At 31.5% G+C, this 15,694-nt stretch carries 13 protein-coding genes; 10 read left to right on the top strand and 3 right to left on the bottom strand.

What is annotated here, in order from left to right; genetic code table 11:
- The first annotated feature begins 586 nt into the window (after window positions 1-586).
- The 8 genes from ACI48Q_RS18160 (at window position 587) to ACI48Q_RS18125 (ending at window position 10,244) form a co-directional block, all read left to right on the top strand.
- Complete coding sequence (locus tag ACI48Q_RS18160) at window positions 587-1,183, top strand: MptD family putative ECF transporter S component (RefSeq protein ID WP_474920534.1); 597 nt, start codon at window positions 587-589, stop codon at window positions 1,181-1,183.
- Complete coding sequence (locus ACI48Q_RS18155) at window positions 1,183-1,905, top strand: energy-coupling factor transporter transmembrane component T (protein WP_474920533.1); 723 nt, start codon at window positions 1,183-1,185, stop codon at window positions 1,903-1,905. Before ACI48Q_RS18160 ends, ACI48Q_RS18155 begins: the two co-directional genes overlap by 1 nt.
- Window positions 1,906-1,914: 9 nt before the next feature.
- Window positions 1,915-3,369: an ABC transporter ATP-binding protein gene (locus ACI48Q_RS18150; RefSeq protein ID WP_474920531.1), complete on the top strand. Its 1,455-nt coding sequence runs from the start codon at window positions 1,915-1,917 to the stop codon at window positions 3,367-3,369.
- Between the two features lie 33 nt (window positions 3,370-3,402).
- Entirely contained in the window at window positions 3,403-4,362 is a 960-nt protein-coding gene (locus ACI48Q_RS18145; RefSeq protein WP_474920530.1) for a helix-turn-helix domain-containing protein, read from the top strand.
- A gap of 157 nt (window positions 4,363-4,519) precedes the next feature.
- Window positions 4,520-6,286: an ABC transporter ATP-binding protein gene (locus ACI48Q_RS18140; RefSeq protein ID WP_474920529.1), complete on the top strand. Its 1,767-nt coding sequence runs from the start codon at window positions 4,520-4,522 to the stop codon at window positions 6,284-6,286.
- Window positions 6,279-8,003, top strand: a complete 1,725-nt coding sequence (locus ACI48Q_RS18135) for an ABC transporter ATP-binding protein (protein ID WP_474920528.1) — start codon at window positions 6,279-6,281, stop codon at window positions 8,001-8,003. Before ACI48Q_RS18140 ends, ACI48Q_RS18135 begins: the two co-directional genes overlap by 8 nt.
- A 217-nt stretch (window positions 8,004-8,220) precedes the next feature.
- A complete protein-coding gene (locus ACI48Q_RS18130; RefSeq protein ID WP_474920527.1) occupies window positions 8,221-9,144 on the top strand; it encodes a conserved phage C-terminal domain-containing protein in 924 nt (307 codons plus the stop codon).
- Window positions 9,145-9,236: 92 nt separating this feature from the next.
- A complete protein-coding gene (locus tag ACI48Q_RS18125) occupies window positions 9,237-10,244 on the top strand; it encodes a hypothetical protein (RefSeq protein ID WP_474920526.1) in 1,008 nt (335 codons plus the stop codon).
- Between the two features lie 328 nt (window positions 10,245-10,572).
- On the opposite strand, the gene ACI48Q_RS18120 is transcribed toward ACI48Q_RS18125, so the two are convergent.
- The 3 genes from ACI48Q_RS18120 to ACI48Q_RS18110 form a co-directional block, all read right to left on the bottom strand.
- The gene (locus ACI48Q_RS18120) at window positions 10,573-11,250 is read right to left on the bottom strand and encodes a CPBP family intramembrane glutamic endopeptidase (protein WP_474920525.1); all 678 of its coding nucleotides are present in this window, start codon (window positions 11,248-11,250) and stop codon (window positions 10,573-10,575) included.
- Between the two features lie 41 nt (window positions 11,251-11,291).
- A complete protein-coding gene (locus ACI48Q_RS18115) occupies window positions 11,292-12,107 on the bottom strand; it encodes a metallophosphoesterase (RefSeq protein ID WP_474920524.1) in 816 nt (271 codons plus the stop codon).
- A 301-nt stretch (window positions 12,108-12,408) separates the two neighbouring features.
- Entirely contained in the window at window positions 12,409-13,020 is a 612-nt protein-coding gene (locus ACI48Q_RS18110; RefSeq protein WP_474920523.1) for a hypothetical protein, read from the bottom strand.
- 268 nt (window positions 13,021-13,288) lie between these two features.
- Between ACI48Q_RS18110 and ACI48Q_RS18105 the strand changes: the two genes are divergently transcribed.
- Window positions 13,289-13,591 (top strand): hypothetical protein, encoded by a 303-nt coding sequence (locus ACI48Q_RS18105; RefSeq protein WP_474920522.1) that lies wholly within the window; start codon window positions 13,289-13,291, stop codon window positions 13,589-13,591.
- A 214-nt stretch (window positions 13,592-13,805) separates the two neighbouring features.
- On the top strand, window positions 13,806-15,383 hold the full coding sequence (locus ACI48Q_RS18100) for a family 10 glycosylhydrolase (RefSeq protein WP_474920521.1): 1,578 nt from the start codon (window positions 13,806-13,808) through the stop codon (window positions 15,381-15,383).
- Window positions 15,384-15,694: the final 311 nt, after the last annotated feature.

Genomic DNA, 15,694 nt, shown 5'->3' with positions numbered 1-15,694 from the left:
TAAAACAAACCAATCATCTACTCAACCATATTTAATGTTTACTTCATCTTCTTTCATATTAATAAACATATTCCCTACAATTTCACTTTCATGTTTTAAATGTAATAGATAGACCAATTATTAAATTAAGTAATTTATTTTATATAAGTTGTGATCAAGTTTCTACATTATACAAATAGGCTTTCTTTTATAAGCTATTTAAATTGAACTTCATATTATTACTGTGAATACCATTTGCAGGAACCTTAGATTTACTTAGTTTCTATGAAAGTAAAAAGCGTTAAGAAAGACAACTTGTTCGAGTGAAGCGAGTTGTTGTCTTTTAGGTTTTTACTAGAATAGAGACTTAGTAAATCAAGGTTTCGAAACGGTTGAACAGGAATAATATGAAGTTCTAATTAATATTATTTTATATTTAAGCCTATTTGTATAATGTAGTTTCGTTATTACAATCTATATATTATAATGATAATCATTATCAGTACGGTGATTGATTAGGCTATTTTTTTATGAATGGAGCAGAAAAACTTTCATATAGATAATATACTACATACAAGTGATATTTTCATATAAGGGAGAAGGTTTTATGGCTAGTTCAAGTGAGAAGATGGATTCAAAGGATTTGATTACTACTGGGGTATTTTGTGTGTTATTTTTTATAGCTACTATGGCTGGAGGTGTGCTGTTTGCGCCTAATCCTGTGCTGACTTTTGTCATGCCTGTATCGGTGGCTATTTTGACGGGACCTATTTATATGCTACTACTTCAGAAGGTGCCAAAGAGAGGGCCTATGATTATTCTTGGTATTATTATGGGAATTATGCTTTTTTTTACAGGTATGTTTTGGATATGGGCTGTTGTGTGCGCTGTTCTGGGTTTTGTGTCAGGTGAGATTGCAAGGGCAGGGAATTTCAAGAATTTAAAGCTGAATACCATAGCATTTATGGTATATTCTCTCAATCCTATTTCATCTTATGTGATGTTGTGGCTAGACAGACAATCATATGTGAATTATTTGGTAGGTAAGGGGACAGAGACTGAATATATGGAAGTGATGGTGCAACATGCTTATGGATTGGTGCTTCCAGCTATGGTGGTAGGTACTTTGGTGGCTTCTTATATAAGCGCTAGTTTAGGTAGGAAGTTAGTGAAAAAACAATTTGCAAAAGCAGGTGTTGTGTAATGGATATGATTTCAATAATGGATGGAGGCTCTAAGAGCCAACCTATAGAATTAGACCCAAGAACCAAAATTTTTGTTTTGGTTCTTTGTAATGTGATCATTTTTTTATCTCCAAGTATGCGATATGAGATGGTACTGATTTTTTCTGCTTTGATGTTTAGTGTTTTGTGTGGTGAGTATAAGTTTGTACTAAAGATGGGGATTGTCTATGTGATTTTAATGGGGATACAGCATTTAGCGGCTCTTTATTTACCTATAGGCGGGAAGATTTTCATAGTGACTTTTACAGCCTTTGTGAGAAAGCTGTTTCCTTGTGCTATATTGGGTAAGGCTTTGATCGCTAGTACAAAAGTCAATGAGTTTATGGCTGCTATGAATAAACTTAAAGTGCCTAAGAGTATTTTGATACCAATGGCAGTTACTTTAAGGTATTTTCCTATGGCTATGGATGATATTGGGAATATTAAAAATGCTATGAAGATTAGAGGAATTTTCCCGTCTGTTGGTGGATTTTTGAGAAGACCAGAGGAAACTATAGAGCATGTGTATGTACCTATGATTGTATCAGCATCTAAGATTGCTGATGAGATGTCACAGTCTGCTATTGCTCGTGGGATTGATAGTCCTACTACCCGAACTTCTTTAAAGGAAATAGGCTTTAATATAATGGATATAGTGTGTAGTGTTTATTTTTTAGGGCTTTTGATAAAAGTTTTAATGTAGGTGATGAATATGATAAGGATAGAAGATGTTACATATACATATAGTGGTAGTGAAGGTAGGGGAGTCCAGCACATAAACTTAGACATAGCTAAGGGAGAGTGTGTACTCTTTTGTGGAAAGAGCGGCTGCGGAAAAACTACTATTACTAGGTTAATCAATGGTTTGATTCCGCATTTTTATAGTGGAGAGCTAAGTGGAAATGTGTATTTGGATGGAGTCAATATTAGAGATGCAAAGATGCACGAGATTGCTAGTAGAGTAGGGTCTGTGTTTCAAAATCCCAAGACTCAGTTTTTTAATGTAGATGTTAGTAGTGAGATAGCTTTTGTCATGGAAAATTTGTCTTATCCTATAGCAAAACTAGTGGATAGAGTCAATGGTACAGTAGCTGATTTGGGACTAGAGGAGCTTTATGATAGGAGCATTTTTAAGATGTCAGGGGGAGAGAAGCAAAAGATAGCTTTTGCTTCTATATATGCTCTTTCACCTGATGTATATGTACTAGATGAGCCTTCTTCCAATTTAGATATACAGACTATTGAAGAGATTAGACGAATACTTATGATGTTAAAGTGTCAAGGGAAGACTGTAATTATTGCAGAGCATAGACTGTATTTTTTGAAAGATATAGTAGATAGAGTGGTGTATATGGAAGATGGAGTTATTAAAGACGAGTACAGTGGCAATGAGTTCTTTATGCTAAGTCAGCAGGATAGAGAGCGGTGTGGGCTTAGGCATTTGGATTTGAACAAAGTGGAGTTAGGGGCTAATTTGAAATCGTGTGGACATGTTTCTTTAGAGGTGAAGGGGCTGGAGCTTCATTATGGAAAGACAAATATAATGAAGGACATCAATTTTCAGGTATCAAGTGGTGAAGTAATAGGAATTATAGGTAACAATGGACAGGGTAAATCTACTCTGGCAAGAGCTCTTTGTGGTATAGATAAAAAGTCTAAGGGCAGCATATGTTATGATGGTTCTAATACCAAGCCTAAAGATAGGTTGAAGTCTTTTTATATGGTGATGCAAGATGTAAATCATCAGCTATTTTCAGATAGTGTGGAGAGTGAGTGTGCCCTTGGATATCAGTGTGAATGCCATTGCAGTATTGAAGATGTGCTGAAAGAGTTAGATTTGTACAAGCATAGAGAAAAGCACCCTATGGCTTTGTCCGGTGGAGAGAAGCAAAGATTGGTGGTGGCCACTAGTATACTTTGCAATAAGGATGTGATTATTTTTGACGAGCCTACCAGTGGGTTAGATTTTAACAATATGGAGAGAGTGTCCGCACTTATTGGAAAATTATCAGAGGCAGGGAAGATAGTTTTCGTGATTACCCATGATTATGAACTGGTGGCTAGTACCTGCCACAAGGTTATAGAGTTTAGAAATAGAAAAATAAGTGATATATATGAGGTGAGTCCTAGTAATCATAGGAAACTTAAGGAGTTTTTTATTGTTTAAGTGGAATTTACTACTATTAAAAGGAGTAGTTGGATGAGAAGAATGGATGCTGATGAGCAGTTTTTTAAAGGGATGTTGAGAAGTGTAATTGATAAAGGAGATGCAGTGATATACAATATAGCTCCTAATATGGGATTTGGGAATATGATTAGCTACAATCCTATGGATGGGATAGAGATTATTTATAATGATTTTACTATGTACGGTTCTATGAAAAAAGGCCTTGAGTTAGAAAAGAAATGTATAGAAATTAATTATTGCCTTGAAGGTCATATGGAAGCAGAACTAGTAAACAATAAATATGTATATATGACTAGTGGAGATATTAGCATATTTGGATACAATGTGGATATACTCAATTTTAGTTTTAGTGATAAACATTGCAAAGGTATTACGGTGATGCTCTATTTGCCAGAGGCTGTTAAGAGTCTTAACACTTTTTTACAGACAAATGAATTTAGGGAAGAGGACTTTTTTGATTTTATTTTTGAATCAAATACATGTATAGTGAGTCATGGAAATGAAGGACTAGACAATATATTCAAGGCCTTTTACGCCATACCAGTAGAGTATAGAAAGCATTTTTTAAAGATAAAGGTAGCGGAGTTAATTCTTCATTTAATGTCAGAGGCTGAGGATACTACTACAGAAGCTGTGTATTTTCAAAAAAATTATGTAGATAAAATCAAAAAAGCCAGAAGGATACTTGTAGATAATTTGGATAGAAAGATAACCCTGCCTGAGTTAGCAGATATGGTAGGAACCAATGTAACTAATTTAGAAAAGGGATTTAAGGGTGTATATGGGAATACTGTGTTTAACTATATAAAAAAATATCGTATGCAAAAAGCTATGGAATTACTTATCGAAAGTCAATATACGGTGCTTGAGATTTCTCTTTTGTGTGGATATGCCAATAGTAGTAAATTTGCTAAGAATTTCAAAGCGGTTTATGGTATGACCCCGTTAAAGTATAGAAATTCTATGAAATAAACGACATTGAATATCAATATCAATATGATTTTGAAACGGGCTATTTTTATCTGTGAAGAGCTGAAAACTTAATGCTGATTAAATATACTAAAGGTACCACTAGTGTTGATTAACAATAAGGTACCATGAAAAAGGTATTAAGAAAGAAGGTAATGGAATGAAAAAAAATACCCGAAAGCCTTTGAAACTTTTGTTTACTTGGGCCGGCAAGGAGAAGTACAAGCTATATGGAGCTATGGCCCTAGGACTTGTAAGTGGAGCATCTATGATGGTGCCTTATATGGGCATATATAGGATATTAGAAAGTTTATATTTAGGCCATTTTACTAGAGAGGTAATGATTAGCTACAGTTTAATTATATTTTTAGGTGTATTAGTGCGAAATGTATTTTTATCTATGGGAATCAGACTATCTCATAAAGGAGCCTACAATGCTCTGTATCAGGTTCGTTGTATGGTGATAGAACATATATCAAAGGTAGGTTTAGGAAATTTAAATGAAAAAGAGTCTGGAGATATTAAAAGAGTTATCAATGATGATATTGAAAAGTTAGAGCTGTTTTTAGCTCATCACTTGCCTGAGCTTGTGATGTATGCCTCAGGACCTATTGCGGTGTTTGTATATTTATGTACAGTTAATTGGGTATTGGCATTGGTATCTTTGACACCTATACCTATTATCGCATTAATACAGGTATATATTTTTAAGAAAATGAGCAATGAGGGAGAAAATCTAAGTAGAGTCATGGGTAATCTAAACTCCACTATGATAGATTATATTGGTGGTATGAGACTTATTAAAGCCTACAACTTAGGTGAGGATTCTTATACTAAGTTTGCAAATACAATAGATGAACATAGTAGTTTATGGAAAAAAATATCCTATACTGTAGGACCTCCATTTGCCACATTTATAGTCATATTGGAGAGTGCTGTTGCATTTTTAATACCAATAGGTGGTTATAAGCTTATTCAAGGCACTTTACAAGGTGGAGAGTTTATATTGTTTGTTTTTGTGGGATCTATGTATTTAGTAGAGTTAAAAGCTTTGATGGAATTAGGTTCTAGTTTGTCACAGGTGCTTAAAGGTATTCACAATATTATAGAAGTATTAGATATACAAAAGTTAGAAGATACACAAAGACCATTTCCTAAAAAACATGATATTGAATTTAAAAATGTAAGTTTTTCTTACGATAATAAAGTAAATGTACTAGAAAATGTAAATTTTCGTATTAAAGATGGAGAGAAAATAGCAATAGTAGGGCAATCAGGTGCAGGGAAAAGCACCATTATTCAGTTACTGGCTAGATTTTATGATATTAAAACTGGAGACATACGCATAGGTAATGAAAATATAAAGGATATTGGATATGGAAACCTACTAGAGAATATTTCTATAGTTTTTCAAAAGCCATTTTTGACTAGACAAAGTATATTTGAGAATATCAACATGGGCACAGAGGCTACTCTAGAAGAAGTGAAGGAGGCGGCTAAGAAAGCTCAAATACACGACTTTATAGAGAGTTTACCTCATGGTTACAATACTTTGGTGGGTAACTACGGCTCTAGATTAAGCGGTGGAGAGAAGCAAAGGATAGCTATAGCAAGGGCTATTTTGAAAGATGCTCCTATACTTATATTGGATGAAGCAACATCAGCGGCTGATCCTGAAAATCAGTATGAAATAGATATAGCTATTGATAATTTATGTAAAAATAAAACTGTACTTATAGTAGCTCATAGGTTAAATATTGTAAATAAATGCCATGGTGTAATGGTGGTAGAGGATCATACAGTAAAAGCACTAGGTACTCATAAAGAAGTGTTTAGTACAAACAGTTATTATCAAAAAGCTTGGACTGATTACAATCAAGCACGGAATATATCCTATGGATTGAAAGTAGGTGAGGATGTTGAATAGTAACAATTATATGAAAAAGGGAAGAAAATTTTATACAGCTATGGCTTTAAACTTATTAGAAGGTATATTATCAGGCTCTAGTATTGGAGTTATATTTATAGCTATACAATCCTTGTTTGAAAACAATCTAGATTTGGATAAATTGGTGAAATTGAGTATTGCTATAGGATGCATTTATCTTATTAGAATTGCTATTTATAGTTTGGGATATACTCAAGGTCATGTAGGTGGAGCTGATATGACTAGAGATATTAGACTTTTTTTAGGACAAAAGATGAAACAAATTCCACTTTCTAATTTTTCTAAGAGAAAGAGTGGAGATTATATAAATATTGTGACTAGTGATGTAAATAACTATGAGTCTATCCTCACTCATAAAGTAGGAGATATACTTAAAAATTCTACTTTGATAACTTTAATGATAGTCTATTTAATGCTGCATCATTTCCTCATTGGAACAATATGTTTAGTAGTGGCTTTAAGTATTATTCCGGTGATGCATTTTTCTATTAAAGTAGTATCTAAATATGGTAAGCTTAAAAATGAAATATTAGCAGAAAATGTTAGTGATGTAGTGGAGTATATTGCTGGATTACAAACATTTAAGGCATATAATATGGCAGGTGTAAAGAATAAAAAAACTAGAGAATCGTTAAAAGATATTAGTAATATAAGCTACACTTATGAAGCTAAAGTTATACCAATAGGAAGTACATTTAATATGTTGTTAGGACTTCTGATGCCAATATCTATCATATTAGCAGGAAGAGCTGTGATAGATGGAAACTTAGCACCCAGTCAGCTAGTAGTGCTGGTAGTTATACCTATGTATTTGGTTAAACTTTTGGGAGTGGTATTTATAGATTTAACATCTTACAAAAATTTAGTTATATCTAAAAAAGCAATTGCAAGTTTAGTAGATGAAAAAGAGATATTGGATAGTGGTGAAGATTTTTCTCCGAAAGGATATGACATAGATTTTGAGGGTGTAGATTTTGAATATGAAAAAGGTGAGCCAGTACTTAAAAACGTTGGTTTCAAAGCCGAAGAAGGTAAGCTTACGGCTATAGTAGGGGACTCAGGTTCAGGGAAATCCACTATTCTAAATCTTATATCTAAATTCTATGATCCTAAGTCAGGAGATATATCTATTGGAGGAGTTAGTATCAAAAATAAAAGTCCAGAGAAGATTTTAGATTTTATATCTATGGTAGATCAAGATGTATTTTTATTTCATGAAACTATTAAAAATAATATTAAATTTGCTCGTCCAAAGGCCACAGATAAGGAAATTATAGAAGCTGCTAAAAAAGCAAATTGTCATGATTTTATACAAAAGTTAGAAAAAGGATATGATACAATCATAGGTGAAAATGGAAACCAACTATCAGGTGGAGAGCGTCAGCGTATATCTATTGCAAGAGCTATACTGAAAGATAGTCCAATACTTTTGTTAGATGAGGCCACTGCATCTTTGGATATAGAAAATGAGTTAGCAGTTAAAAAGGCTATACAAAATCTTTTAAACAAGGATAGAACAGTGATTATGATAGCTCATAGTTTATCGGTAATACAAAATGCTGACAAGATATTAGTATTATCAGATGGGCGGATATTAGAGAAAGGGACTCATCAACAGCTTATTGAAAAGAGAGGAAAATATTATAATATGATAATGAGTGAGGAAAAGCTTCAGCACGGGGATATGATATCTTAAAGCTGAAGAATAATTCAAAGTGAGAGTCAGATGTGAATCTGGCTCTTTTTTTAATATAATCAGTTAATTAGCATAAAGTTTTTTCCGTTGCTCTATTTCAATATGAAGCTTAAAAATCACAATTATATTAAAACAAAGCTGTTTTTTAAAATCTTTATTAGCCCTAAGGTTTATTGACTTGTATATATAAGGTAGAAGGGTGAATAGGAGGATGGATATGAAGTATAATATTTTAGGTTTTAACCAATTAGGTGCTATGGAATTAGGATTAAGTACTGATGATTTATTGATACTTAGATGGTTCATCGATTTTAAAGAAACTGGTGCTATGAAGAGAAAATTCATGGAGAAAGAGAATAAATGTTGTTATTTAGTGAGCTATAAGAAAATTATTGAGGATTTACCTATTTTGGTTAAGGACTGCAAGGTTAAGGAGCATAGAGAAGAAGGCTTCACTGCAAGTGCAGAGGAGCGACTTTTTAATGCTCAAAAACAGAAGCTAAAGAGGATGTTTCAAGGAAATCTAGGTAACCTTTTAATTAGACATGTGGAAAGGGACAGCAAGGGAACCTTTTTATATGTTTATATCCATGAGGAGAACTATGAAAAACTACTAATGGGTAATGAGGTATCTATTAAAGGAGGTAAAGATGAGGATATGCCATCAATAGAGGGTGAAAAATGTACTACCCTTAGTACAGATTTAACAGTAGAGGATGATAAAAAATGTATTGAGGGGCAAGTCAAAGTTGACCAAACAAAGATTATTCTATTAGAAAATAACTCTATTATAGATAATAATAATATATATAGTCAGGTTGTCACCTATCTCAATGAAAAGTGTGAAAGTAATTTTAAAGTACACTCAAAGAAAACTAGGCTTTTTATAAGAGCTAGAGTTAAGGAGGGCTTTTCTTTTGAAGATTTTAAAAGGGTTATCGATAAAAAATCTGATCAATGGAGAGGAACTATCTATGAGAAATATCTAAGACCAGAAACCTTATTTGGAAATAAATTCGAAGGATATTTAAATGAAAAGAAGAGAAACTTTTATGGTTCAAGTAAAGCAGGAATCACTAGAGAGAATATTAGCAAAAGTAAGAGCTCAAAGTTCAACTTTGAAGGAATCAACAATTTATAAGTGTGAAAGCTGTAAAGATACTGGTTAGAGGAATTTATTAAGCTATTATTCAATATACTTTACTAGAAGTATTATGGAGTAGGTAGCAGTAAATGAATTTTAAAGATTGGAAGAGTGAAGATGTATTTCCTGTGATAGTTGGCATAGAAGTAATTTTATTATTTTTAATTGTAATTTATATAGGTTATGTTGGAGATAATAATAAATCTACTTTTGTTATGGGAGCAGTGTTAAATTATGAAGAATTTCATGAAGAAAAACCTAATGAAAATACACCAGAAATAAATGAAGAAAAATACTTTCGACCTTCTAAACTTCCCATTATAAATGATAAAAAAATAACTTGGAATTTTCTTGATAGTTATAATAAGAAAAAGATAAATGATATAACTATCCCATTGGATATGGTCAAGGATCCAGAGGAACTAATAATTAACTATTTTAGTATTCTAAGAGAAGCGTCAAATTACGAAAAAGGTAAGAATGCTGGATGTGGGACCATAGGAAATGTGAAGATTCCTTATCCAATAGCCTATAATTTTTTATCTTCTTCTTATAAAGAGAAGTTAAGTTATAAAGATTATTTAGATTCCTTTAAAAACATATTGCATATTAATTTAATAAGGTTAAAGGAAGTACCTACTAATGATAAATATCCTAATGACAAAGCATATTTTATAGAAATTGAGACTATAAAAGGCTCTGAGGAAGGCATAGGAAATTTTGCTTATTATTACGGATACGTGTATATAGCTAAGGAAGGACAAGGATATAGAATCTCACATGTGGACTTATATGGAGAGGATTATTTGTGCGCACCATATCATAGATGGGATTATATAGGAGAAGCTGTGGTTGATATCAAATATGGGAATTGGTGTAAATTGGTTAAAGAAAGAGGTAAAACAGAGGAAGATGATTATGTAAAGAAGGTTTACTTCAAGGGAACTGATGGAGGGGATTATTATATAGAGTTTTATAAGCTTACCAATGACTATGATGTTGAAGTAGCTCAGTATAAAAAGGATAAGAATGGACAGTGGCAACTTATAAAACTAGATCCAGAAAAATGTCTAGAGAAGAAGGATAGTAAAGTTTAAAGGTGGCATAAGTTTTAATATTATATTGATAATGAACTACATATTATTACTCACAGCTTTGCATAAGTTCAACTAGAGATTCCTTTGCTATGCAGGAATTTAAGTTTACACTTAAACCGTTTCGAAAGCTTGATTTACTAAGGCTCTATTCAAGTAAAAAGCTAAAATACAACAACTCGCTTCTCTCGAACAAGTTGTATTTCTTAACGCTTTTTGATTTCATAGAACCTAAGTAAATCTAAGCTTCCTGCAAATGGTTTGCTTCGCAATAATATGTAGTTCTAAAATCAACACTATATTAAAACAAAGCCTAATATTAAAATCAATACTAAAAATAAAACATTATTACTCCTATAATCATAATGGATATATCTGCGAAGATATGTACTAACCATGAATTACTAATACTCTTTGTTTTTGTATTTATGTAGTTAAAGATAATACCTCCTAGGAATAGTCCTAAGAGAGCTAATAGGGTCAAGCTAAGATTGAACCAAGATTTAAAAATAGCTACATGATATATAGAAAATAATAGTGCTGAAAACACATAGGAGATAATCTTATAGCCCTTATCATACAAGGTTAGAAAGATAAACCCTCTGAAGAAATATTCCTCTAAAAAGGAGTTTACAAAGGTAATATATAAGGCTACAAAGGGAAAGGTCATAGGAGTGACACCTGAAGAGGTCATTAAATCTTTAGAAATTAAGTCTAAGTCAATATAAGACTTTAGAATAAAGTAAGCAAGTAATATAATAGAAAATACACTTAATCCTAAAATAAAGCCTAGAGATAAATGTTTTTTATCTGTCCTAATTTTCAAAATTCCTAACATGCTAGTTTTAGAGATAAACATAAAATATAAGGCAGGTACAAAAGCAAAAAGAATAATTTTTAATAGTGTTGTATATAGGTAGCTAAGAGAAGTAAATTGAGAAACAACATAAAAAATGCTACAACATAAGATGGACAAAATATATATAAATTTAATATTTCTTTCCGTCATGGAATAACCTCCTTAAAACCCTTTTGGAGTATTTTCATTTATTAACTCTTTAGCTTTATTTGAATAAATACAATTTCAGGTTTATTAAATATTCTAAAAGGAAAAGTACTATTTCCAAGCCCTCTGCTTACTATCATGTTAGTACTATTCATAGAATATACCCCTTCATAATATTTTGGAAAGAAACCTTGATTGGGTGCAATTAATCCACCTATGAAAGGAAGCCTAATTTGTCCACCATGGGCATGACCACATAGTACTAAATCCATATTATATTTCCAATAGATTTTGAATACCTCAGGTTGATGAGAAAGAAAGATTTTATAACCATCATGTTGAGAAAATTCTTTTAGAACTTCATCTAGCCGTATATTACTATATTTTATATCGTCAATTCCACTGATTAGTATAGGATATTTCCCATTTGAAAGCTTAATTATATTTCCATTTAAAACCTCTACTCCGCAATCTATTAAAGTTTGTTTAATTTCGTCTTGTTTATTAGCAAACCACTCATGATTACCAGTAACATAATATACTGGGGCTATTTTCATCAGTTCTTTACCTATGTTTTCTACGTAAGCTAAGTCGAAAAATCTTCTATCAAGTATATCGCCAGTTATAACAATTATATCTGGACAGCGGTTTTTCACCATATTTACAAGAACTCTATTATCTTTGCCAAAGGACTTAGTATGTAAGTCAGAGAGATGAATTATACTAAAGTTATCTAAGGTTTTTCTAGTGTTTATCCGAACTTTAGATACTTTTAAGTCATTGTTTTGAGAATAAAGAAATTTAAATAAAAATATTATACCAAGGCTTATAGAAAACAATATAACGCTTCTAATATTCATAGCATACTCCTAAAAAAATAATATATATAAGTTGTAATTAAGTTTCTACATTATACAAATAGGCTTAAATATAAAATTAGATTAATTAGAACTTCATAAAATAAAAACCTATTTGTATAATGTAGTTTTATTATTGAAATCTATATATAGTATATCACTATAGAATGAAAACATTAACAGTAATTTTATTAACTATGCGAGATAAAATAGCTCTATTTTAATATAGTGTTATTTTAAAACTATATTAAAACAGAGCTAATAATTATTGATAAATAGGAAGGGCGTTAGATAACTATGAACTTTAACAGATATTAGAATACAATGTATCACCATGTATGTTATTATAAAGTAGTGTTTCAATAAAATATTTATCATGAGAAGAAATTTCTATGGATATAGAGCTTGTCCATGAGATATTAAATAGTTGTTTCTCATAATTTAGAATTAGAGTATCTTCATCTAAGTTGAAGTCATGGATATTAATCCATTTAACTAAGTCTCCATCTAATATAACTCCATCTACAGTTATATCTAAGTAAGATATTCCTTTAAGCAGGTCACTGCAAATCCATAGAAAGCCTGAAAAAATGTAAAAGGATGATAAAATACATAGTTGATAGAAATAAATATTAGGAGATTCAAGATTAGATACATTAAATGATTTCAATACAGTATAAGTCTCTATATTAATATTATATTTCCAGAGTTCTAAAGCTATAGCAGGGGTTACAATGAGAAGCATAAATAGAATTCTAAGTATAATATTTTTGGATATAGAATTGTGTATACTATAAATAATATCAGTATTTAGAAGCTTTCTTGATACTAATCTTAAAATGAAGAAAACCTCTACAGCTATAAATAAATAACTTAAAAAAATCATCAGATAGGAAGAATGTAGTAAGTTTAACATAATATCAACTCCTTTGTTATAAGTGCTTCATAGCTTGTCCTAATTAATAAAGAGAATGCAATGGTATTAAAAATAATAATATTGCAGTTCATTTCAATATTGAATTAAAATTATACTATGGCATTGAAAAGTATAAAATCATTATAAAGGTAAATGTAAAATATTTCCATAAACAATTTAGTCATATATTCGTCAAATAATTAAGAGGATTAAAATGATTTATGGTGGAAAACTACAAGATAAATATAATTAGATAAGAGGGTGTATTATGGCGAAGAAAAATAGCAGAAATAATCAATTATTAAATAAGGTAAGAGAAGATACTTCTCCTAAGATATATGGATTAATATTAAAATTAGTTAATGAAGATAGGGAAGATTTAGCGGAGATTGTAGTAAAAATAGACTATCTGTTAGAGTATGCTAGCAACTGCATAAAGCATAGAGATTATGAAGAAGCAAGAGAAGTTCTAGATAAAGCTAAGGATAGAATGGATAAGTTGAAGAATGAGAGGATTGACGTTGAATATCTAGAGTATTTGTATGAAGGAATAGATAAGAAGTGTAAATAAAATTTAATTAAAAACAGAATTATCTGTTATTATGACATATTTAATTAGTTAAAAACTTTGGCATTAATTATAATGAACAAAGTTTTTTTTATTTGACTTTGTTTTAATGTTGGGAATACTTTCTTTCAATGTTCCATTTAATGATGTATAATATAGAAAATATATGTGAATAGGGAATAATATGTAAGAAGTTCTTGATATGAAGGAGGAGAATATGAAGAGAATAGTATGTACATTTTTATGCTGCTTCATTATACTCATTGGAAGTATAATAGAAGTTAAGGCAAGTGAGAGTAAGGAAATGAGAGGGGTATGGGTAACTACGATTTATAACCAAGACTGGCCAAGTATAGGGTCACGGAACAATGAACAGTTACAAAAAAATGAGATTATACAAATATTAGAACAGGTAAAAGATACAGGGCTTAATGCCATAATGGTTCAAGTAAGACCTATGGCAGATGCTCTATATAAATCCAATATAAATCCGTGGTCAGATGTACTAACAGGTGTACAGGGAAAAGATCCTGGTTATGATCCATTAGAGTTCATAATAGAAGAAGCTCATAAAAGAGGAATAGAGGTGCATGGATGGTTAAATCCTTATAGAATAACCACTAGTGGCACAGATTTAAATAAATTAGCTCCTAATCATTTTGCTAGACTAAATCCATATACTGTGATGGAGTATGAGAAAAAATTATATTACAATCCGGGATTACCAGCTGTTAGACAACATATAGTGGATACCGTAGCAGAGATAGTTAAAAATTATGATGTAGATGGAATACATTTTGATGATTACTTTTATCCAGGTTCAAAGATTGATGACAGTTCTGCCTATGCATCATATGGTGGTGGAAAAAACATTGGGGACTTTAGAAGAGATAGTGTAAATCAGATGGTTAAGTCTGTATATGAAACTATAAAAAGTATAAAACCTAAAGTAGAATTTGGAATAAGTCCAAGAGGAATATGGAAAAACAAGTCAAGTGATCCAACAGGTTCTGACACTAAGGGAGGACAAAGTTACCATGATATATATGCAGATACTAGGACTTGGATAAAAAATGGTTGGCTTGATTATGTAGCGCCACAAATCTATTGGCAAATTGGCTATAATATAGCGGATTATGCTAAACTTGTTCCATGGTGGAGTAATGAAGTTGAAGGTACCAAGGTAAAATTATATATTGGACAAGCTATCTATAGACAAACTGTAGCTGTGGAGATGGATCAGCAAATTAATTTAAATAGGAATTACTCAAATGTAAATGGAAGTATACATTTTTCTTATAGAGATATTAAGAACAACACCCAAAGGGTTAGAGAGAGATTAAAGAATTTATATAGTCATTTTGCTCTACCGGCTTCAGATGTTAATGTTAAAGGAATAGCATATCAAGGTCATCTTCAAGATATAGGCTGGCAAGGATGGAAATATAATGGAGAATTAAGTGGAACTACAGATCAGAGTAAGAGATTAGAGAGTATAATGCTTACCATAAATAATGACCTTAAAGACGCTAATGTACTCTATAGGACTCATATACAGGATATTGGGTGGCAAGATTGGAAGCAAAATGGAGAATTAAGTGGTACTGTAGGCCTAAGTAAAAGAATTGAAGGGATAGAGATTAAGCTAGAAAATGCTCCAGGATATAGCGTAGAATATCGAATTTATGTAGAAGGTCTAGGATGGCAAGGGTGGAGAAGAGATGGTGAAACTGCTGGTACTGAAGGGCAATCAAAAAGATTAGAGGCCTTGGAAATAAGGTTGGTTAATAAATAAATTGAAAAGTAATTTAAATAAACGGGAATAAGTGGCATAATTACTGGTATAGCTAGTGAGAAAGACAGCAAACTGTGTAAATGAATCCTCATTATGGTGTTAAGTGATAATTTCTTCAAAGTATGAAAGAATCTCTTAACACTAATGGAAGGAATGATTATCACGGGCTAAGGCTGTCTTTTCTTTGTATAATGTAGAGATTTAATTATGACTTATATAATTAAAAGGGTAATCAGAAAATAGTGTGAAAAGAGGATTAAAAAGTACCTTCTTCTATTGCTTTGATTAGTGTTGAAAAATCAGCTCCATAG

The sequence above is a fragment of the Clostridium sp. LXY-7 genome (genome assembly GCF_056172015.1).
The sequence above is the reverse complement of the archived record's forward strand: the minus strand, read 5'-3'. Positions and strand labels throughout refer to the sequence as shown.

Coding starts and splice junctions, on each gene's coding strand:
- ACI48Q_RS18125 (WP_474920526.1), top strand. CDS start 9,237: ATGAATTTTAAAGATTGGAAGAGTGAAGATGTATTTCCTGTGATAGTT.
- ACI48Q_RS18155 (WP_474920533.1), top strand. CDS start 1,183: ATGGATATGATTTCAATAATGGATGGAGGCTCTAAGAGCCAACCTATA.
- ACI48Q_RS18130 (WP_474920527.1), top strand. CDS start 8,221: ATGAAGTATAATATTTTAGGTTTTAACCAATTAGGTGCTATGGAATTA.
- ACI48Q_RS18140 (WP_474920529.1), top strand. CDS start 4,520: ATGAAAAAAAATACCCGAAAGCCTTTGAAACTTTTGTTTACTTGGGCC.
- ACI48Q_RS18100 (WP_474920521.1), top strand. CDS start 13,806: ATGAAGAGAATAGTATGTACATTTTTATGCTGCTTCATTATACTCATT.
- ACI48Q_RS18115 (WP_474920524.1), bottom strand. CDS start 12,107: ATGAATATTAGAAGCGTTATATTGTTTTCTATAAGCCTTGGTATAATA.
- ACI48Q_RS18105 (WP_474920522.1), top strand. CDS start 13,289: ATGGCGAAGAAAAATAGCAGAAATAATCAATTATTAAATAAGGTAAGA.
- ACI48Q_RS18145 (WP_474920530.1), top strand. CDS start 3,403: ATGAGAAGAATGGATGCTGATGAGCAGTTTTTTAAAGGGATGTTGAGA.
- ACI48Q_RS18120 (WP_474920525.1), bottom strand. CDS start 11,250: ATGACGGAAAGAAATATTAAATTTATATATATTTTGTCCATCTTATGT.
- ACI48Q_RS18160 (WP_474920534.1), top strand. CDS start 587: ATGGCTAGTTCAAGTGAGAAGATGGATTCAAAGGATTTGATTACTACT.
- ACI48Q_RS18110 (WP_474920523.1), bottom strand. CDS start 13,020: ATGTTAAACTTACTACATTCTTCCTATCTGATGATTTTTTTAAGTTAT.
- ACI48Q_RS18150 (WP_474920531.1), top strand. CDS start 1,915: ATGATAAGGATAGAAGATGTTACATATACATATAGTGGTAGTGAAGGT.